At 25.5% G+C, this 21,353-nt stretch carries 16 protein-coding genes; 13 read left to right on the top strand and 3 right to left on the bottom strand.

Annotation, left to right across the window (positions count from 1 at the left end; all coding sequences use genetic code 4):
• Positions 1–5: 5 nt before the first annotated feature.
• Positions 6–1,559, bottom strand: a complete 1,554-nt coding sequence (locus EXC38_RS02455) for a TrkH family potassium uptake protein (protein ID WP_129694682.1) — start codon at positions 1,557–1,559, stop codon at positions 6–8.
• Between the two features lie 260 nt (positions 1,560–1,819).
• Here EXC38_RS02455 and EXC38_RS02450 point away from each other — a divergent pair, with 260 nt between their 5' ends.
• The 13 genes from EXC38_RS02450 (at position 1,820) to EXC38_RS03645 (ending at position 17,415) form a co-directional block, all read left to right on the top strand.
• A complete protein-coding gene (locus EXC38_RS02450; protein WP_129694681.1) occupies positions 1,820–2,518 on the top strand; it encodes a potassium channel family protein in 699 nt (232 codons plus the stop codon).
• A 17-nt stretch (positions 2,519–2,535) separates the two neighbouring features.
• Positions 2,536–3,864 (top strand): C1 family peptidase, encoded by a 1,329-nt coding sequence (locus EXC38_RS02445; RefSeq protein WP_129694680.1) that lies wholly within the window; start codon positions 2,536–2,538, stop codon positions 3,862–3,864.
• A 94-nt stretch (positions 3,865–3,958) separates the two neighbouring features.
• A complete protein-coding gene (locus EXC38_RS02440; protein ID WP_060823363.1) occupies positions 3,959–4,261 on the top strand; it encodes a 4'-phosphopantetheinyl transferase superfamily protein in 303 nt (100 codons plus the stop codon).
• Between the two features lie 13 nt (positions 4,262–4,274).
• Complete coding sequence (locus tag EXC38_RS02435; protein ID WP_129694679.1) at positions 4,275–5,063, top strand: lysophospholipid acyltransferase family protein; 789 nt, start codon at positions 4,275–4,277, stop codon at positions 5,061–5,063.
• 8 nt (positions 5,064–5,071) lie between these two features.
• Positions 5,072–5,878, top strand: a complete 807-nt coding sequence (locus EXC38_RS02430) for a segregation/condensation protein A (protein WP_129694678.1) — start codon at positions 5,072–5,074, stop codon at positions 5,876–5,878.
• Positions 5,868–6,488 (top strand): SMC-Scp complex subunit ScpB, encoded by a 621-nt coding sequence (gene scpB / locus EXC38_RS02425; protein WP_004416786.1) that lies wholly within the window; start codon positions 5,868–5,870, stop codon positions 6,486–6,488. Before EXC38_RS02430 ends, scpB begins: the two co-directional genes overlap by 11 nt.
• Positions 6,481–7,314: an RluA family pseudouridine synthase gene (locus tag EXC38_RS02420; RefSeq protein ID WP_109246781.1), complete on the top strand. Its 834-nt coding sequence runs from the start codon at positions 6,481–6,483 to the stop codon at positions 7,312–7,314. The genes scpB and EXC38_RS02420 overlap by 8 nt, the downstream gene beginning before the upstream one ends.
• A complete protein-coding gene (locus EXC38_RS02415) occupies positions 7,280–7,630 on the top strand; it encodes a glutamyl-tRNA amidotransferase (RefSeq protein WP_223213797.1) in 351 nt (116 codons plus the stop codon). Before EXC38_RS02420 ends, EXC38_RS02415 begins: the two co-directional genes overlap by 35 nt.
• A complete protein-coding gene (locus EXC38_RS02410; RefSeq protein ID WP_109246780.1) occupies positions 7,620–8,945 on the top strand; it encodes an amidase family protein in 1,326 nt (441 codons plus the stop codon). Before EXC38_RS02415 ends, EXC38_RS02410 begins: the two co-directional genes overlap by 11 nt.
• Entirely contained in the window at positions 8,938–10,362 is a 1,425-nt protein-coding gene (gene gatB / locus EXC38_RS02405) for an Asp-tRNA(Asn)/Glu-tRNA(Gln) amidotransferase subunit GatB (protein ID WP_129694677.1), read from the top strand. Before EXC38_RS02410 ends, gatB begins: the two co-directional genes overlap by 8 nt.
• Positions 10,346–11,434, top strand: a complete 1,089-nt coding sequence (locus tag EXC38_RS02400; protein WP_004416796.1) for a YhjD/YihY/BrkB family envelope integrity protein — start codon at positions 10,346–10,348, stop codon at positions 11,432–11,434. Before gatB ends, EXC38_RS02400 begins: the two co-directional genes overlap by 17 nt.
• A 102-nt stretch (positions 11,435–11,536) precedes the next feature.
• A complete protein-coding gene (locus EXC38_RS02395; protein WP_129694676.1) occupies positions 11,537–12,544 on the top strand; it encodes an ECF transporter S component in 1,008 nt (335 codons plus the stop codon).
• On the top strand, positions 12,544–17,415 hold the full coding sequence (locus EXC38_RS03645; protein WP_318025087.1) for a valine--tRNA ligase: 4,872 nt from the start codon (positions 12,544–12,546) through the stop codon (positions 17,413–17,415). Before EXC38_RS02395 ends, EXC38_RS03645 begins: the two co-directional genes overlap by 1 nt.
• A gap of 26 nt (positions 17,416–17,441) precedes the next feature.
• Here EXC38_RS03645 and EXC38_RS02385 read toward each other — a convergent pair whose 3' ends face one another.
• Positions 17,442–18,320: a 5'-3' exonuclease gene (locus EXC38_RS02385; protein ID WP_129694675.1), complete on the bottom strand. Its 879-nt coding sequence runs from the start codon at positions 18,318–18,320 to the stop codon at positions 17,442–17,444.
• The gene (gene dnaE / locus EXC38_RS02380) at positions 18,320–21,301 is read right to left on the bottom strand and encodes a DNA polymerase III subunit alpha (protein WP_129694674.1); all 2,982 of its coding nucleotides are present in this window, start codon (positions 21,299–21,301) and stop codon (positions 18,320–18,322) included. The genes EXC38_RS02385 and dnaE overlap by 1 nt, the downstream gene beginning before the upstream one ends.
• Positions 21,302–21,353: the final 52 nt, after the last annotated feature.

Genomic DNA, 21,353 nt, shown 5'->3' with positions numbered 1-21,353 from the left:
ATCTCCTAGCCGATAGATACATCTTCGTAAATGTATTGATAATGTTCGGGCGCAGGTTTTCCTCTACCAAAAATTTTAATTGTTTGAGGAATACCAAATTGTCCTATTATCATTATTGAAATTAAGCTTAATTTTCCAGCAATATGTAAATTATTTGAATGAGATGAAAGTCCAGTAGTCAAACCAGCGTTGCCAAAAGCAGAACAAGCTTCAAATGAAGCATATATCATTGGATAATTTGAATTATCTAAAAGTTTTGTATTGTCAGGTAATGTTGAATAGCTAACAATAGAAACAATAAACACTAATAAGATAGCTAAAGCAAAAACATTAACCGCCTTAATTAAAGTTTCTTTTCCAATTTGTCTCTTAAATGCATTAATTCTTTTTCTTCCTGTCATCATTGTCACAATACTTAAGAAAATAACGGCGATTGTAGTATTTCTAATACCTCCCGCAGTTGAAACAGGTGAAAAACCAATAAACATTAAAATACTATGTAAAAGAACTGTTGAGTGTGTAAAATTATAATAATTTACTGTTGAAAAACCAGCTGATCTTGTAGAACTAACTTGGAAATATATAGCAAATAATTTATCTCCAATTGTTCCATATTCTTTTTGATATCAAAAAGTAGTATTAGATTTTGAAGCATATTCTAAAATTACGCTTAAACCAAAAGCTAAAACTGTTGTAATTAAGTAAGTAATTATTGTAAATTTAGTAAATAAATGAAATCTATGATTTGGTTGATCTTTCTTAATTGATTGAATTTTCTTTCAAATATCATAAATAACAGGAAAACCAATACCGCCAATTAAAAAAGTAATAATTGTAACAGTTTGAAATGCATAATCATTGTAAAAAGGTTGTAAACTTTTATCTCCAAATAAATCAAATCCTGCATTATTAATTGAACTAATAGCATGAAAAATTCCATATTTTAATGATTGTAAAAAATTGTTATATGGAATTTCTTCAGCCTTCATCACAACTTTATTGTTAAATAAAATTGGATTTGTCGCCGCAAGTTCTTCAGTTACAAAATTATCATTTGGTTTTAAATATAAAATCATTGTAAAAACAAATGATGCTATAACAGTTGTAATAATTAAAAAAGATATTGCAACTTTAATCATTTTTCTTGTTTCACTAACTGTTATTGTTCCTCTTTCAGTTTGTGAAACCATATTACTAAAAATATTTGATTTAAGTCCCAAAATTGATTGGAATATATAAATTTTAAATGTGAATATTCCAATGCCACCGACGACTATGCTGAGAGCAATTAAGAACTGACCAAATTCATTAAAAGTTTTAGAAATAATTACTGGAGTTAGACCAGTATCACTAAAAGCTGATGATGAAACAAATAAGGCATCTATATACTTTATAGGTTCCTTTAAGTCAGATTTATGTGAAACGTTTCAAAAAAGTAATAAAGAAATAAGAATTGTAAATAAGATGTAGATAATAAAAATGTATCTTACGGCACCCAATTTCCGTAAAAATCTTAAAACTATATTAGTTTTTTTAGCGTTAAGCTTATTATTTTTCATTGCTATATTATATAGCAAAAACAAAAAATATTGTTTTTCGTAATTTTGCACAAAATTTATAAAAATTTCTAAAATAAAAAAACGTCTTAAAATAAAAAGAAAAAAATATTAAAAATAAAAATTTAGATAATTAAAAAAAATTAAAAAATTATCTACTTATAAAAAATACATTTTTTAAAGACTATAATTTTTATCATATAGCCATAAAAAAATATTGTGGTAAGATTTTATTATTATTTAAATCTTTTGTAGGAGAAAATATGAAACTTTTTAAAAAAGTAAGAGAAATTTGTATTATCGGTATCGGTCGTTTTGGACAAGCTATTGTACAAAAATTATTATCTGACAGATCTAACAACATTCGTTTAGTTTTAGTTGATCAAGATGAAAAACATTTATTACAATTTAAAGACGAAGTTGACAACATTTATATAGCAGATTGTGCTGATAGAAAAACATTAGAATCACTAAATATTAAAGAATTTGACGTTGTTATTGTTGCAACATCAAATAACATTGAAATTGTCGCCGCGTTAGCCGAAATTGGAGTTAAAACTGTTATTGCTAGAGCCTCTAATGCCCGTCATTCAAGAGTTTTAAGACAAATTGGAGTTACATGAATAGTTTCACCAGAGGAAGAAACTGGTAAAAAAACAGCTATTTTAGTTTCAGATAATGCATTAACTCACTTTTCTGAAAGTATTGTTGAAATTCAAGATGGCTTTGTGAGTTCAACTGTTTATATTAAAAATAGCGAAATTATTGGGAAAAAAATTAGCGATACTGCATTTAGAAGTAAATATGAAGTTTTAGTATCATTAATTCAAAGAGATGAAAAATTTTTCTTACCAAGTGGAGATTTTGAAATAAAAGAAGACGATTTAATTACTTTTATTGGAAAATTAGAAGATATTATAAAAGTTACAGAATTTTGTACAAGAATAAATAATAAAAAGTAAATATATAAGGAGAAAATATGTCAAATATTAATTTAGATTTAATTGAAAAATTTGAAAAAAAATACGAAAGTAACCCAGTGAATAAAGCTGTAGAATCAGCTATTTTTAAAAATGGTTTAAAACAAAGTTCAATTAATAATGAAGCTATTAAAAGACACAATTTCGTTTTTTCACATGAAACAAAAGTTGGGAATATAACAAACCAAAAAGCTTCAGGAAGATGCTGAATTTTTGCGGGATTAAATTCAGTAAGAACAAAACTAATGGAAGATTTTAACATCGACACATTAGAGTTATCACAAAATTACGTTCATTTTTTTGATAAGTTAGAAAAAGCGAATTTCTACTTAAACTGAGTTGAAAACAATGGTTTAGAATTAGATAATGAAGATAGATTATTTAGACATTTTAATGCATCTCCAATTTCAGATGGTGGATACTGAGAATTCTTTATTAATTTAGTAAGAAAATATGGAATTGTAACAAAAGATGCAATGAATGAATCTTTTAGTTCAGAAGCAACAAGTGAAATGGTTGAACAAATCAACTGACGTTTAAAAGCTTATACCGCAAAAATGAGACAAGAATTTGTGACAAGCAAGAATATTAACAAAGTAAAAGCATTAAAAGAAAATGCTTTAGAAGATGTTTACAACATACTTGTAAAATCTCTAGGCAAACCTCCCAAAACATTTAAATTTGAATATCTTGATAAAGATAAAAAATATGTTTCTTTAGAAGAAATGACACCTGTTAAATTTTATGAAAAATACTTAAGTGATTATGTTGATTCAAAAGTAAATTTAGTTGCTGATCCTAGAAATAAATTCCCTCATAACTCAATCATTCAAGCGCCATTATGCAATAACATGGTAGGTGGAGTTCCTTTAACAATGGTAAATGTAGATATTGAAGTAATGAAAAAAGTAATGATTGAACAAATTAAGGCTAAAGAACCTGTTTGATTCGGTTGTGATGTTTCTACTTTTGGAAATAGAGACGGCATTCTTGACTCAGAACTATATAATTTTGATTTAACATTAACAAAAACACCGGAATTTTCAAAAGCCGAAAAATTTGAATCTAGAGCATCAGTTATCGCCCATGCCATGAATATGGTTGGTGTTAATTTAGATAAAAATGGTAATCCAATTAACTGAAAAGTTGAAAATAGTTGAGGTGCAGACCGCGGTTCTAAAGGTTTTTGATCAATGAGCGACCAATGATTTACAGAATATAACTATATGGCGATTGTGGACAAGAAATATCTAACACCAGAAATATTAGAAGCCTTCAATAAACCAATTTCTACAATAACACCATTCGATCCTCTTTGCGATGAATAAAAAATGTGCCCGTATCAAGGCATATTTTTTTGTTTTTATTGATATAAATATTATTAATTAAATTATAATTAATAATTATTTACTAAGGAGTTTTATGATTTCAATTGATTTAACAAAGATTAAAAGATTCAGAAAAATTTCTTTTCAAGCCATAAAACGCATTTTACATCCTGCTGAAATAGAAGATTTCTTAAATTTAGACAAAACTAAAAAAACAATTTTTCTAGCAACAAGATGAGCTTTAAAAGAATGTATTTTTAAGATTGATAATTCACTTTTTGAATTTAAAAATATCTTAATTGAAAAAACAACAAACGGTAAATATATTTTTAAAGATTTTCAGCTATCAACAACTAATGAAGATGGTTATGTTGTTGCTGTTGCATTTAAATCTTAAGTTAGGAGAAAATATGAAATTAAAAGTTAGAAAATTTTTTAGATTTATTCCATTAATTCACAACATTTTAAAACTTAAATCTAAAGCTAGAAGAAACAGAAATATGCCTGAATATTACAAGGCATCAGAAAAACATTTTTTTGTTCAAAAGTTTGGTTCAAATATTCTAAAGCACTTAAATATTAAAGTTGAAGTCGAAGGATTCGAAAACATTCCAAGTGGTCCATGTTTTTTAACGCCAAACCACTCAACTTATCTAGATCCATTAATTATTGTTTCTGCTTTATGAAATCATGGTGATGGTGAAAGAAGATCAAGAGAAGCAAATTTTGTTGCAAGAGAAGAGGTTAAACAAAAGAAAACAATTTACAAAATCAGTCAATTAATTGATACATACTATATCGATACAAAAAAACCAAGAGAAGCTCTCGCAATCTTGAAAGATTTTGGACAACATGTTAAAAAGAATCAAACCTGTGGTGTTATTTTTCCTGAAGGTACAAGAACAAGAGACGGAAAAATTAATAATTTCAACTCAGGTGTTTTCTTAACAGCACAATCTACTTATATTCCACTAGTACCAGTAACGATTAATAATGCAGCCAATGCTTTAGACGGTAATAGAAATGGCGAATTAATTGTTAAAGTTAAATTCCATCCAACAATAAAACCACAACAATTCCAAACATTAGATAAAAAAGATTTTGCAAATTGAGTACAACAAATTGTTTCAAAAGACTATATTGAACAAGTAATAACATCAAATGAAACTGTTAAAAACGAATATACCAAAAGAAAATAGTGATCAATATGTCTCAAATAGTTAAACCAGTTATTAATGAAATTTCATTTGAAGAAATTGAAAAAGAAAATATAAACCTTGAAAGCGATAAGCATATTTTTCGTCTTTCAAATTTTGACGGTCCTTTAGACCTACTTGTCTCATTAATTCGAGATAAGAATATTAGTATTTTCGAAGTAGACTTATTCAAATTAGCTACACAGTATTTAGAAATTATTAAAAACATAAAATCTTATGAAATTGATATTGCTTCAGAATACTTGGTTATGGCTGCTACATTATTACAATTGAAAGCAAGAATGTTGCTTCAAGACCCTGAGGCTGAAGAAGAAATTAAAGAAGAAAAGAAAAGATTACTTGAACAAATTGCAGAATATGAGAAATTTAAAGAAATTTCAGCTGTACTAAGAGAACAAGAAGAAAAAAGACAAAAATTATTTTCAAAAACACCTGAAGAAACCGAAGACTTTGTTAAAGAAATCGATTCTTCAGTTTTAGATGGGCATTCAAACAGTTCAAAATTAGTAATTACTCTAAGAAAAATGTTTGAAAGAACTTATTCTGAGCTTATTAGAAATATAACAATTTCTACAATAGCAGTTAGTCCTGAAGAACAAAAAGAAAGAATAATTAAATTATTTATTTCAAAAAACGAGTTAAGTTTTAAAGAAATTTTTAACGTTCCAACAATTGGCCATTTTGTAATTACTTTATTAGCAGTTTTAGATTTAGCTAGACAACAGATTGTTATTCTTGAACAAGATGAAGATGAGGGAATAATTAGATTTAAAAAAGGAATAGAATATGAAGAATAAAATTATTGAAGCACTTTTATTTATCCAAGGTAGTGACGGATTAAGTTCTGAACAAGTTAAAGATGTTTTTAAACTTAACACAATCCAAGAGGGAAGAAAATTATTAAAAGATTTTAAAACTTTTTTCAATAATCAAGATAGAGGGATTAAAGTACATGAGTTTAATGATGTTTATAAATTTTTAACAGTTGAATCAGTTAAAGATTATATTTCAGAACTTGTTACCATCGTGAGAAAACAAAGATTATCAAATGCTGCAATTGAAGTTGCCGGTATTGTTGCTTATAAACAGCCTGTTACTCGTTCAATAATTTCAAATATTAGAGGTGTTGTCAGTGACGGAATTGTTGCAAGTTTATTAGAAAAAGGAATAATTGAAGAAGTTGGTGTTGCTCAAACTCCAGGGAATCCAATTTTATATGGAATTACAAACAAGTTTTATGACTATTTTAAAATAAAGACATTAGCAGAATTGCCACCATTTCCAGAATTTAGTCGTTATTCAGATGTTGATGAAGATATGATTGATAAAGATTTTAATTTATTTGATTCACAAAGAAGTGACACAAATAATGATGGGATATTTTTAGAGGAGAGTTTTGATGAATAAATTTAAGGCAAAGAAAGACGACGTTGGCCGTATTTTGTACAAGTACTTACTAAAAATTTGTGATAATGTGCCAAAATCAAGAATTGAAAGGATTTTTAGAGAAAAAGATATTAAGGTTAATGGAATTAGAACAAATGATAAACAATATAAATTGCAATTAGGTGATGAGATTATTGTTTATGGCATTTCTGAAATTGCAAAACCAGAAAAGAAAAATACAGCAAATATAAACTTTAAAGTTATTTATGAAGATAAGAACTTATTAATTGTTGATAAAGCAACAAATATTGCAATGCACTCTGAAGAAAATTGCTTGGATGATCAAATTCATAAATATTTAAATTTCAAAAAAACTTCTTCTTTTGTTCCGGCATCAATTGGAAGAATTGATAAAAAAACTAGTGGGTTAGTTGTTTATGCAAAAAACTATAAAACCTTAGTAGTTTTTGATGAATACCAAAAATATTTTGAAAAAGTTTACCAATTCGTATCAGATTTTAATGAAGATAAATTAGACATTACTGTTCGTTTAGAAAAAGATATAAAAAATGAAAAAATGCGTGTAAATCCAGATTTTGGAATTAAGGCTAGAACTATTTTTTATAAAGAAGGAAATAGAAGTTATGCACAAATTCTAACTGGAAAAAAACATCAAATTAGAGCAACATTAGAATACTTAAAAACCCCAATTTTAGGTGATACTAAATATGGCGGTAAAAGAGCTAAGAGATTATATTTGCATTCTTATTCAGTTAAATTTTTAAACTTACCAGAAGAATTTTCAGAATATAATGATCAAATTTTTATATCACAACCAAGATGATAAACAAGGTGTTATGATGAGTGAAGAAGAATTAAAAAAATTGGCAAATAATTTGTTATTAGAACCAAATGAAGAAGTTTTTAAATTAGCAAAAGAATTATTAAAATCAATTGATAATTCTTTATCTGAATTAGACCAAATTAATTTAGATGACATTAAACCTGTTTCACATATCAATGAAACAAAAATGTTATTTGATCAATTACGTGAAGATGAAGTTAATAACAACACAAAGATTGAAAAAGAAAAAATATTAGAAAATGCATTTAATCATAACGATGACCTAGTAATTATGAAAAGAGTTATAAATGAAGAATAAAAAAATAAAAGAGATTATTTCATATTTGCAATCAGATGATAATAATGCAGTTGCATATGTTTTTTCTGAAGCAAAAATTAATAATTCTGGTTTTTTAGCAAATACTGTTTTTACAGTTAAAGATAATTATGCAGATGTTAATGTAAATTGTAAAGGTTCAAGTTTATTATTATCTAATTTCAAACCGCAATACAAAGCAACTGTTATTAAATTATTGGAGGAAAATGGTTCTTCGTGTGTAGCGCGTACAAACTTAGATGAATTTGGTCTGGGTGGATCAGGTGAATATTCAGCATTTGGTTTAATAAAAAATCCATTAAATAAATCATATTTAGTTGGTGGTTCATCTTCCGGAGCGGCTGCTACTTTTATTAAAGATATCGATTTTGCAATTGGATCTGATACTGGTGACTCAGTTCGTAAACCAGCTTCTAATATTGGTGAAGTTGGTTTTAAACCTTCTTATGGAGCAATAAGCAGATATGGATTATTTGCTTTTGCGTCATCATTGGATACAGTTGCTTATTTTACTCATAGTATCGATGACTTAATCAAAATTTCTTCAGTTCTATATAAACAAGATTTAGAAAAAGACATGACTTCGATTGATTTGAGTTTTCAATATGAACAAATAAGAGAAACTAAGCCAAATAAAATTGCGTATTTAAATTGCTTTGACAAATTAAATCCTTCAATTGCTAAGTCATATCAAAAATTATTAGAGACATTAAAAAATGATGGAATTGAATTAATTGAAATAAAAGAAGATCTTAAAATTTTAAACTCAATTGATGTTATTTATAAAGTTATTGCATTTTCTGAAGCCTCTTCTAATTTAGCAAATTTAAATGGTGTTTCATTTGGATTACGAAACGAAGGAAAAGACTGAGCAGATACTTTTCAAAAAACAAGATCTCAATATTTAGGTAAAATGGTGCAGTCGCGTTTAATTTTAGGTTCATTTTTCTTAAAGGCAGAGAATCAAATAAAATACTTTGTAAAAGCAAAAAAAATGCGTAGAGTATTAATGAATTATTTTGAAAACATTCATAACTCAGCTGATTTATTTGTTTTTCCGGCTTCAAATGATGTGGCACCAAATATTGAAAATGGTCCAAAATATAAATCATATTTAGATTTTATTTTAACTTATGCTAACTTAGTTGGAAATCCTTCATTAACAATGAAATTAGGAAAAGACTCTGAAACAAAATTACCCTTTAATATTGCAATTGACGCTAAAAGAAATAAAGATACCAAATTATTTTCGCATGCGCTTTATTTAGAAAAAAAATTAGGAGAATTAAATGAATAATGATTGAGAATTAGTTATTGGTATTGAAATCCATTTAGAACTTAATACTAAGACAAAAATGTTTTCTTCACAACCTAATTTATACACTTCTAATCCTAATATTTATGTTTCTCATATTGATCTTGCATATCCAGGTTCATTGCCAATCGTAAATAAACAAGCAATTATTAAAGGAATAAAATTAGCTAAAGCTTTATCAATGGAGATTGATCGAAATATTCGTTTTGACCGTAAAAACTATTTCTATCCTGATTTAACAAAAGGCTACCAAATTACACAACAATTTAATCCAATTGGTAAAAATGGATTAATTAAAATTAAAGTCGATAACCAATGAAAAGATATTAAAATTGAAAGAATCCACCTAGAAGAAGATACTGCTAAATCATTACATGAAGGAGATTTTACTTATTTAAATTACAACCGTTCAGGAGTACCCTTAATCGAAATAGTATCTAATCCTGTTATTCATTCTTCGAAAGAAGCTGTTGCTTATGTTGAGGCTATAAGACAAACTGCTCTAGCGTTAAATATATCAGATGCCAAAATGAATGAAGGAAGTTTAAGAGTAGATTTAAATATTTCAGTTCGTAAAAAAGGAACTAATGACCTTAATACTCGTGTTGAAGTTAAAAATTTAAATTCAACTTCGAATATCGAAAAAGCAATTAATTATGAATTTAATTATCAAATAGAATGTTATAAAAATAATCAAATATTTGAACAACAAACAAAAAGATTTGATGAAGGAAAAAATATAACAGTTACAATGCGTTCTAAATCTGATGCAATTGATTATAAATATTTTCCCGAACCAAATATTCCTTATATTGAATTAAGCAAAGAATTGATTGAAAGTGTAAAAATTGAAGAACTACCATTTCAAAGAGAAAAGCGTTATCTTGAAAAAGGTTTAAACAATGTCCAAATTTCTCAACTTATTGAAAATATTGAATATGCAACATTCTTAGATTGTATTGAAACAACTGATTTTAAGAAAAGTGCAAACATTTTCTTTTCTGAAATAGTTTCATTTTTAAATCAAAATAATTTTTCAATTGCTCAATTAACAATCGATATTACCAAAATTTCTAAATTGATTCAATTTGTTTTAGATGGTAAAGTAAATAAAAATAGTATTAAACCAATCTTGGACTTTGCTTTAAAAAATAGCCAATTATCAATAGAGGATATAATTAAAAATAATAACTTTTTTGTTGAACAAAAAGAAATTTCTTTACAAGAAGTTATCAATGAAGTATTAAAAGAAAATTCTAATCTTGAAAAAGAATTTGAAATAAATTACAACCGTGCTTCAAAATTCTTAATGGGTCAAGTTATGAAAAAAACAGGTGGAAAAGCAAAAATAGATGAACTTAATAATTTAATAAAGGCACTTTATGAGGAAAAAAAATAAGAACTTATTACAAACGGGATGAGATAAAGAAAAAGAAGACCGTCAGAAAAAAAATAATAATTTAAACTCTGTTTCTTCACGTCAAATTGTACGTAATAAAAATAAACAAAACATTTTTGAAAAAATATTAAAAGCAATAATTTATGGAATATTGTTTATTGCTATTCCTAATTATTTAAAGAGTTCAAAAGTGAAAGGTAAAGAAATTGTTAATTCAACATATACAAAAATAAATTCAAATGAATTTGCTTTTGTGCCTGCTGGTTATGCGATGTATTTATTCTTATCATTTATCCCAACACTAGGTTTAGTAATTGGGGTAATAGGGGCCATTAATACACAATTTGAAATAATTATTAAAGTCACAATTTTGGGGCAACTTATTCCCGGAATTGAAAAAGTTATTCCTGCTTTCGCTGATATTTGAAGTAGTGCAGGTGGAACTGTAGCTTTTATTTTATTAACTGTCTCAATTCTTTGAATTTCTTCAAAAGGTTATTCTAAGTTTATTTTATCTTTTGATGCTCTATATGAACATAAAACATCAAATGCTATGTGAAAAGCTAGAATAAAGGGATTTTTGACAAGTATAATAATTACAATTCTTTTAACAGCATTATTATTATTAATTTCTTCATTCTTAAGTTTTATTTTAAAAAATGTTTTTAATATTACTGTTGATGATACAACTACATTAAAAAATTTACCTTGAGAGTTTCAACTTATTTTTTGAATCCAAACTGTTTTATTTTTACCTATAATAACTTATGTTGCTTTCTTATTCTTTTTTAAATTAGCTCCAAACTTTAGAATTAAGTTTTCACATGTTAACCCAGGGGCAATGATTGTTGCTATCCCTACATCGTTATATATTTTAATTTTTGGGTCATTAACCTCTTTAATTAATTACAATAAATTTGGCGTTGTAGCTTCATTTATGTACATCATTTTATTATTAAGTGTTATGTCTTATTTTATTTATATAGGAGCAATTGTTAACTCAAGTTTTTACAAAACCTTTATAAATCTTCCAATAATGGAAAAAAGTAAATGATTTTCGCGCAAATATTAAATTAAAACATTTTTTGTTTTATATTATCTAGAGATAGATAAATAATAATATAATTATTTATAAATACTTAAAGCACTAATAAATCGATAAAAAGGAAAAAGTATGAATTCAAAACTGCCAGGAGGATTAGGTCATTATTTACAATGGCTAAGATCTCAAACAAATATTTCTTTTAAAAAATGAAATCCCAAAAGAATAGCTTTTGTGGGTGTTTTGATTGCCATTTCAGTTGTTTTCTTTTTAATTTCAGTTAGAATATTGCCTATTAGTGCCTTACCAACCTTTAAATTTAGTTTTATTGGATTGCCTATTAAAATAACCGGTTTTATTTTTGGTCCTATCGTTGGAGTTATAACCGGCATTTTAGCTGACTTTATATCGTTTGCACTAGTCCCAACTTATTATAGTTTTTTATATACTCTTGCTGTCGCCGTTGCGGGATTCATTCCTGGTATTGCTTCTTATTATTTCTTTAATATTAATGAACTTTTTTTCTCAAGAAATTACAGAATTTTTAAATATAAACAAATTATAGAGTTTTTTAAAATCCAATTTGCCGAAGCATTAGCAAAAGGAAATTCAGAAGACTTACAATATTTTTCTGAAAAAATAGCTTATTATGAAGTTAGAACAATTATTTTGGAAAATAAACCTAAACCAACAGCAATGATAAATTTTTCTTTCATTTCAACCGTAGTGCTATTATCTTTACAAATACTATTAATTATTGCAATTTTTGCTAAACTTGATAATTCAATTTTTGAACACAATCGTTTTATCAAAAATAAAACTTTCTATATTTTACTAACGACTTCTGGGTTCATGGGAATGATATTATTTGTCATAATTTATCGTTTGTTTGTAAGAAAAAAATTTCAAACATTTATAGAAGTTATGGCTATTATTACTTTTAGTGCTCTACTAGAACTTGCAAATACTGTTTTATTAGCATGAGCAGATACAGCGACCTTAAAAACTGATTTTTGAGTAAACTTTACTGGCCAAACATTAACTGGTCCTGTTAAGATATTTTTTAACTTAGTAATTATTTTAGCAACTTATAAAGTTGTTTCTTCTTTGGTTAAATCGAAAGAAGGTGACAGATTCTAATGAATAAAAAAATAATTGGATTAAGAGTTTTGGAACTTAAAAAAAGAATCAAGATTAAAGAAAACAATAAACTTTATTTTAAATATTTAATTCACAACTTAAATTTTAAATTATCTAAAAGTAGTATTTTAGGTATTTTTAGTAGCGATTCTGAAACTAAAAAAATGATTTTTGATCTTTTGGTTAATAATAAGATTCAAGAAAATGAGTATCAAGGGTTTATTGAATTTAAGCAAGAAGATAATAAATATTTTTTAGTTAGTGGGAATGACAGTTATAAAAGAAACTTAGCTTATGGTTTTGACGATAATAATTTATTTGAAAATAAAACAAAGGAAACACTTTTTTCTTATTTAGAAAAATATATTAAAGATAATAAATCTAAAGGTTTATTTAGCAATATTTTTAGTAAAAATTGAAAAGATATTTATCAAGATTCAGAATACCATTTTAAATTAGAATATGCTAGATTAAATCATAATTTACAATTAAATATTGAACCGTTATTAGATGAAATTAAAATGATTTTAGATGATATTAGTGATTATGACTTAGATAAATTTGATCGTAATGATCAAATACTTTTTATTCAAAAGTTGTTGATTGCCATTAGAAAAGTTGTAAAAATAATTCAGAATAGCGAACAAAGTTTTTTTTATTTTGTTGAATCAACTATAAAGGATTATGAATCTGGCAATTCATTAATGAAATACAAAGAATATAAGGAAGCTAAAACTAAATACAACGAAATTTATAATAAAAAAAATATAATTAAGCATCGTGTAGCAAAAAACGATTTATGGTACAAAATTAAGAATTCTCTTGAAATTTTAAAGTTGAAAAATTTTAAAAAAGAAGAAGTTAGAAAATACTTTATTAAATTGAAGCAAGATTTTTTAAACGAGAAAAAGTTTAATCATTTTTATTTAAAAAATAATTTTAATCCCGAGTCTTTTGTTCACTATTATTCAAGATATTACATCAGCAAAATTTATTATAAATTTTTCAGAAAATATTATTCACAAATTCAATTATTAAACCATAAAAACTTTATAGATTTGGTTAGTGAAATATACGATCTTCGCGATAATACGATATTAGAAATTAATTCATTAGCGACAGTTGGAACAAAATATCAATTAAAAAAACAAATTCAATATGTTGCTAATTCGATACTTTCAAATACAACAAAAATGTATTTTGATCGTTTTCGATTATTTAAACAAGAATTAGAAGAACAAACTCAAGAAATAGTTTTAAAATCTCAAGAACTTGAATTTACAAAAATTGATGATTACATAAACATTTCACAATTAAAGAATTTCGAATATGACCTTGCACAAAAACAAGCAGAATATCATTGAAACGTTGATAATTTGGGTAAAGAAATAAGAAATGAAACTAAGAATTTAATTAGTAAATCAAATAGCACTTTTTTTTCAAATATTGAAAAATCAAAATTAATTTATAAAAGAATTAATCAAATTTTAGGCAAACTTTTTGATATTCATAAAGAAGAATTTAGTAAAGATAAACAACTAGAATTAATTTTATTAAATCCGTTTTTTAAATCATATTTTGATCTTAAAGAATTGAATTATTTAGTTAATAATCTTTTTTTACAATTTATCGATTACAAAAAGATTTTTGAGTTAACAGATTATGAAGACTTTTTATCTAAATTCTTTTTAAAATCAAATATTTATAAAATATTATTAAATTCAGATATTTCATTAGATAAGCTAGCAATGAATCTTTCTTATTTAACCATAGATGAAAAAATATCATTAGAATTTAACAAAATTTTAATTAATAATCCAAGTTTAATAATTATTGGTAATAATATTGACAAACTTAGTGAGGAAAATCAATTTAAAATTTTGAATAAGATTAATTCATATATTTTAGCTAATGAAGCTATTGGAATATATTTCTTAAACAATATAAATGTTGCTTCCAAATTAACAACAGACATTAATATTATTATGAACTCAAAAACAATTGAACAAGGCAAGACGAATATAATCGTTGATAATCCTATTAATCCTGTTGTTAAAAGACTTTTAAATAAAGAGGACGAAAAAAGTAAAACTCTTTATGATGATTTTTTAAGCAAAATTGATGATTTTGAAAATATATTTAAATATGAAATTGAACCTGATCATTTTGTATGATGTAAATGATATCAACTAACAAAATGAATAAATAGTAAAAATACGCAAAACAAGAAATTTAGAGACTTATTTTCTTTCGATGAAAATAACAAAATCAAAAAAAACGGGTTTGTTGATAAAAGAAACTATACTGAACAAACAATAATTGATTTTAGTTTAGAAGAAAGCAAACAGAAAGGAGATGATATGGAGAAAAATTTTGATCATAAAATTGTAGAAGAAGGCAGAAATCAAAAATGAATAGATATGCAAGCGTTTTCTACTCATGATATTAGTAAACCGCCATTTACAATTATTTTACCGCCACCTAATGTTACTGGTAAATTACATATTGGCCATGCTTTGGATACATATATTCAAGATACAGTTATAAGGTACAAAAAAATTAAAGGTTTTGATGTTATGTGAGTAGCGGGAAAAGATCATGCCGGAATTGCTACTCAAGCTGTAGTTGAAAAAAAATTAGCACAATCAAATATCAATAAATATCAACTCGGCCGTGAAAAATTTGTTGAAGAAATTTGAAAATGAAAAGATGAATATTCAAATAATATAACATCACAGTGAGCTAAATTAGGTTTAGCACTAGATTATACAAGTGAACGCTTCACATTAGACAAACAAGCAAATGAAGCGGTCTTAAAAGTTTTTGTTGATATGTATAATAACGGATTAATTTATCGTGATACAAAAGCAATTATTTGAGATACTAAATTAAAAACTGCTCTATCTAATATTGAAGTTATTCCGAATGAAACTAAGCAAAAAATGTATTATATTAAGTATCCAATAAAAGATAGTAAAGAGCAATATTTATTAGTTGCAACTACAAGAGTTGAAACAATGTTTTCTGATGTTGCTTTAGCCTTAAACCCAACAGATAAACGTTATAATGAATTGAAAGATAAATTAATTGTTCACCCGTTAACAAAAAGAGAAATACCAATAATTTCGTCTGAAAGTATCGACCCTTCATTTGGAACTGGTGTTATGAAAGTTTCAGCCCATGCTATTGAGGATATTGAAATAATCAAAGCTAATAAATTAGAAGTTATTGAATGTATCGATGATGAAGGAAAAATGAATTCCTTTGCAAATCAGTTTGAAGGAATGGATCGTTTTGAAGCAAGAATCGAAGTTGCTAACTTTTTAAAATCTAAAGGTTTTATCGAAAGAATCGAAGATGTTATTTCTAATGTTGGTTATAGTGAAAGATCTAAGGAACCAATTGAAATATTAGTTAAACCTCAATGATTTGTTAAAATGAAATCATTATCGGAAAAATTACTAAAAAACCTTGAATCTTCAGAAGGAGTTAAAATTATTCCTTATCGTTTCAAAGACAACTTAGTTAATTGAATGGAAAATGTCCACGATTGAACTATTAGTAGACAAATTTGATGAGGACATAGAATTCCCGCTTGATACCGTGATAACGAAGTTTTAGTACAAGTTGAAAAACCTGGCGATGGATGAATACAAGAAAGCGATGTTTTAGATACTTGATTTAGTTCTGCTCTAGCACCATTTGTATTCTTAGGCTGACCTCAAAGCATTGAGAAAGTAAAAAGATATTTTCCGACAAGTTTACTAGTAACTGGTTATGATATTATTTTCTTCTGAGTTTCAAGAATGTATTTCCAAAGTTTAGAATTTATGGATGAAATACCTTTCAAAGAAGTTTTATTACACGGTTTAGTTCGTGATTCTCAAGGAAGAAAAATGTCTAAATCATTAGGTAACGGTATTGATCCAATTAAAGTTATCGATCAATACGGTTCTGATGTTTTAAAAATGTCTTTAATTTTTAATTGCACCCCCGGTTTAGATATTAATTTTGGTGATGAAAAAATTCAAGCTGCAAGATTATTCATTAATAAAATTTGAAACATTGCAAGATTAGTTAAAAATGTACCTATTAATTTAGAAGAAAAAATAGATTACACTAAATTAGATGAATTTGATAATTGAATATTATCCGAATTTAATAATATGGTTGACAATATAGACTCAGCAATGGAAAAATATGAATTTACCGTTGTGTACAAACATATTCAAGATTTTATTATTAATAAATTTTCATCTTGGTATTTGGAATTTCTAAAGTTTAAAAATAATAATTATTTTATTCATTATTTATTTAGAGAAATTTTAATTGCTCTTCATCCATATATGCCATTTGTAACTGATTATTTATTTCAAGAATTATATAAAGAAGAATTACTAGAACACGAACCAACAGTTTACAAAAACCAAGAAAATTTTGATTTATCAAATGCAAACAGTTTAATTGAATTAATTACTGTTTTAAGAAAATACCGTGAAGATAAACAAATTTCTAAAAATCAAACATTAAATTATTTTGCTGAAAATATTGACTTATCTGAAGCTATTCAATTAATTATTTTTAAATTGGCTAATTATACTTTAAATCAAAATAACGACTTTTCAATTGCTACTTCTTTTGGTAAGGTTTATATTAAGCAAAGACAAGAAGATAAAGAAAATGAAATTATTGAATTAAAGAAATTAATTGAAAAAACAAAGAAAGAAATTTCATTTAATGAACAATTTATTAATAACCCTAAATTTATGGCTAATGCTGATGCTTCAAAGATTAAAGAAAAACAAGACAAACTAGAGTTTCATAAAAATAACTTGCTACATTATGAAGAAGAACTAGTAAAAAAACAATAAAAATTTGGCCCAAAGAGGCCAAATTATTATTTTTTTATTAACTTTATAAAGTTTTTTCTTATTGAGTTCAATTGAAATCTATCCATTATTTCAATAGCCTTATCTGACATACTTAAATTATTAATATCAATATCACTTAAATCAATATTGTCTAATTCAAAATCAGTAGCTAGCCTTGCAATTTTTTGATCTCTAAACGCTATATCTCTAAACTCTTCAAACTTAGATGCTCAAGTTGGCTTAATATTTTCTAAATTATTATATATATTATCTAATGTTTTGTATTCATTTAATAACTTAGCAGCTGTTTTTGGGCCAATACCTTTTATACCAAAAAAGTTATCACTACTATCACCGACAATTGCCTTATAATCTACAACTTGATATGGTTCAAAATCATAAATAGTTTTAAAGTTATCTTTTGTTAATATGTGGATAGAATCTTTATGCTTCTTAACAATCTTTGTATGATCATCAATTAATTGATTTAGATCTTGATCGGCAGAAAAAATAACTTTTTCCATTTCATGGTGTTTTAAACACACTTTTGCAATAATGTCATCAGCTTCATATCCAGGTTTTTCTAAATTTTGTATATTAACTGATTTTAATAATTCTTTAATTAGATTCATTTGTGCAAAAAATTCGCTTGGCATTTTAATTCTGCCCTCTTTATAATGGTCATACATTTCATGACGAAAAGTTTTTTCTTTTGCATCAAAAGCAATAAAAATATGACTAGGGCTTTGGTCAACAATTAAATTAAAAAGAGTTCTAAAAAATAACAAGATTGTATTTGTTGAAAAACCTTCATCATTTGTTAAAACAACATTACTTTTATTCATTGCAAAATAAGAACGATATGCTAAATATGTTCCATCTATAATTAAAATTTTTCTGCTCATTATTTAATAACCTCACATTCTTTTAAAAGAATCTTATTCTCATCTTTTCGTATAAATTTAATTTTTACTATTTTATTTTTTAATTTAATTAGTTCCTCATTAACTTTAAACATAAAGGCTACAACCTTATAAGTAGAATCTTGAAAATCAATTCTTTGATAAGGTCGACCTCTTTTATCATTTCCGATAACCACATTAATACATTGAACAACCATTACATATTCATTTCCAGCCCTTGTGTCAATTAATCGGTTATTTTCAATTTCGTAATTTTGAGTAGTAAAATTGTTATAAATTTGGCCTAACAACTCAATTTCATTTTGTTCAAGGTCTTTATCATTATCTTCTTCACAATTCAATGGTTCGTTATTTATAATCTGATTGATAATATCTTCATTTTTCTTAAATAAATTTTGTTGCACAAAAATAGATGAGTTTGAAGATGGATCAATTTCGCTAAGCATTGTTTTTTGTGATAGTTTAAAGTTTCTTAATGTATTGGCTTTAATTAAAGTTTCAAATGTACTTTTTCCAAATGATTTTATTTTAAATAAACTTAAATAGCAATCTAAAAAATTTTTATAACCATTATTTTCTTTTCTGTTATTAATAATTAGTTTAACAATTTCAGGACCAATCCCTTTTATTAAACTTAAAGGTAAGATTATCTTATTATTTTGAATAGTTGCTATATCGGAAGATAAATTTATGTCAGGGCTTAAAACTGTAATGCCCATCATTTTTGCTTCATTAGCAAATTTTGATACTGTTGTTTGAGCACCATTAGCACTAGTAATGCAAGAAGCAAAAAATTCTAATGGAAAATTAGCTTTTAAATAAGCCATTTTAAAAGTTAACATTGAATAAGCAACAGCGTGTGATTTATTAAAACCATAATCAGCAAATTTTTCGATAGTATCAAAAATTTTTTTAGCAACTTCTTCTTTGTAATTGTTATCTAAAGCTTTTGCAATAAAATGGTTTTTGATTTCAATCATTTCATTAGCTTGTTTTTTCGAAATAATTTTTCTTAGTAAATCTGCTTCTTCAAATGTCATATTTGCAATTTTTTGAGCAATTTGCATTATCTGTTCCTGATAAATAATGATTCCATATGTATCTTTAACAATTTCATTATATTCTTGTGAAATTAAAGGAATTTCTTCTTGCCCGTTTTTTCTTTTTGCATAATTCGAAACATAAGCCATTGGACCTGGACGATTTAAAGAAATAATTGCACTTATATCATTAAATGAATTAACCTTAATTTGTTTTAATGCTCTAATCATTATTGGGCTTTCTACTTGAAATATTCCGGCAGTATTACCAGATGATAATAAATCAAATGTTTTTTTATCATTGTAATCTATTGTTTCCCAATTAATTTCTTTATTATATTTTGCTTTAATCTCATTCTCAATTTGTTTTATTGTAGAAAGAGTTTTAAGTCCTAAAATATCCATTTTAATTAATCCAAAATATTCTAGATATTCCATACTTAATTGTGTTTGTTGAAAATTATCGGCATTTTCAAAAGTTGGCACTAAGTCAATTATTGGTTTAGCTGAAATAACAATTCCAGCAGCATGTGTTCCAATTTGGCGGTAAAAACCCGAAATTCTAGTAGTTTGATTAATTACATTGTTTGTAAATGTATTATCTAATGGATTAATTTGGTCAAGCTCTTTAATAAGGTTTTCATTTTTAGACGCTTCCTTAATTAAACTTGTGTCATCAGAAGAGATTAATTTCGATACCTTATTAATTTTGACAGGGCTAACATTATACGCACGTAGAATATCTCTAATTGCAGATTTTTTTCCTAATGTTGAAAAAGTGATAATATTAGCAACACGATCATATCCATATTTATTAACTAAATAATTAATAACTTGATATCTCTTATCATCTTGGACATCAACATCAATATCTGGCATAGAAATTCTTTTTGGATTTAGGAATCTTTCAAAAATTAAATTATATTTTATTGGATCAATTTCTGTTATTCCGAGTACATAAGAAATTAATGAACCTGCAGCAGACCCTCTTCCTGGCCCTATTGAAATATCATTCTCTTTCGCTCAATTAATTCAATCTTGAATAATTAAAAAATAATCTTCAAAATTTAGTTCGCTAATAATATCAAATTCTCTTTTTAATCTATTCTTATATAAGTCATTTTCAAAAAGTTTTCTAAGATTGTCTGATTTTTTAATTTTTTCTAGAATAATAAAGCGTAAATAATTTTTCGAATCTAATTCCTTATTGTTCGGATATGTAAGTAAATGGTAATTATTTTTAGAAAAAGGGAAAAATAAATTTTTCACTAATTTATTTGTTCTTTCGATAATTTTTTTAATTAATATATCATTATTTTCAACTTCAAAAAATAAAGGATTATTAAGTCTAATTGGTTTATTTTTACCATTCATTTTATTAAGTAGTTCAATTATTGCAAAATCTTGTGAATCTAATGTATTAAAATTATTTACAATTAAAACATTCTGAAAATAAGAACAAAAATCCAAATATTCATTAATTTCTTCAATATTAAAACTAATATAATAATTATTATTTTGAATAACTTGTTTTGTTATTTTGTAATAACTTAACTCTGGATTTTCAACAATAATTATGTCTTTATTTTTTTCTAATAATTCTTCAATATTTATTCTCTCATTTTTTAATAAACGATAAGAAATTTTGTGTAAATCAGTAAAAGCTTTCTTATTCTTAGCAAATAAAATAAATCCAAATTTACTATCTTGAATAAATAAATTTACTTCTAAACCAAAAATTGGTTTAATGTTATTTTGTTGGCACTTTATGTTAGCTTCCCCCAGACTAAAAAAATTATTTTTTTCAGTAAAAGTTAAATATTCAACATTATCTAAAATGGCTTTATTTATTGCATCATCAACGGTAATTGTGCTTTCTAAAAATGAGAAAGTCGTATTTAAATGAAGGTTAAATAATTTCATAGTTTAATTATAAATAAATAAAATTTTAAATTTTAAAAAGACGAAATATATT

It is taken from the genome of Mycoplasmopsis arginini (genome assembly GCF_900660725.1).
In the GTDB taxonomy this organism is placed as follows: domain Bacteria; phylum Bacillota_I; class Bacilli_A; order Mycoplasmatales; family Metamycoplasmataceae; genus Metamycoplasma; species Metamycoplasma arginini.
This window is presented reverse-complemented; position numbering and strand designations above follow the sequence as displayed.